The organism is Cupriavidus basilensis OR16, from assembly GCF_000243095.1.
Lineage (GTDB): Bacteria > Pseudomonadota > Gammaproteobacteria > Burkholderiales > Burkholderiaceae > Cupriavidus > Cupriavidus basilensis_D.
Genome location: NZ_AHJE01000157.1, coordinates 1 through 672, shown reverse-complemented (window position 1 = coordinate 672; position 672 = coordinate 1). Strand labels below are relative to the sequence as shown.

At 69.6% G+C, this 672-nt stretch carries 1 protein-coding gene; it reads left to right on the top strand.

What is annotated here, in order from left to right; genetic code table 11:
- Positions 1-672 (top strand): biotin carboxylase N-terminal domain-containing protein (locus OR16_RS36410; protein ID WP_006164041.1); only part of this gene is annotated, 672 nt, incomplete at both ends.

The window sequence follows — 672 nt, the reverse complement described above, 5'->3', positions numbered from 1 at the left end:
GCCATCCATCCCGGCTACGGCTTTCTCTCCGAGAACGACGGCTTCGCGGAAGCTTGCGGCGAGGCCGGCCTCGTCTTCATCGGCCCGCCGGCATCCAGCATCCGCGCCATGGGCAGCAAGAGCGCGGCCAAGCGCCTGATGGAGGCGGCCGCGGTGCCGCTGGTGCCCGGCTACCACGGCGAGGATCAGGAGCCCGCCCTGCTGCGCCGCGAGGCCGACCGCATCGGCTACCCGGTGCTGCTGAAAGCCAGCGCCGGCGGCGGCGGCAAAGGCATGCGCGTGGTGGATGCCAGCGAAGGCTTCGAAGCCGCGCTGGCGTCCGTGCGGCGCGAGGCCAGTGCCAGCTTCGGCGACGACCGTGTGCTGGTCGAGAAATACCTGACCCGCCCCCGCCATATCGAGATCCAGGTGTTCGCCGACACGCACGGCAACTGCGTCTACCTGTTCGAGCGTGACTGCTCGGTGCAGCGCCGCCACCAGAAGGTGCTGGAAGAAGCGCCGGCACCTGGTATGAGCGAGGAACGCCGGCGCGCGATGGGCGAAGCCGCCGTTGCCGCCGCGCAGGCCGTGGGCTACGTCGGCGCCGGCACCGTGGAGTTCATCGCCAACCAGGACGGTTCGTTCTACTTCATGGAGATGAACACCCGCCTGCAGGTGGAGCACCCGGTCACC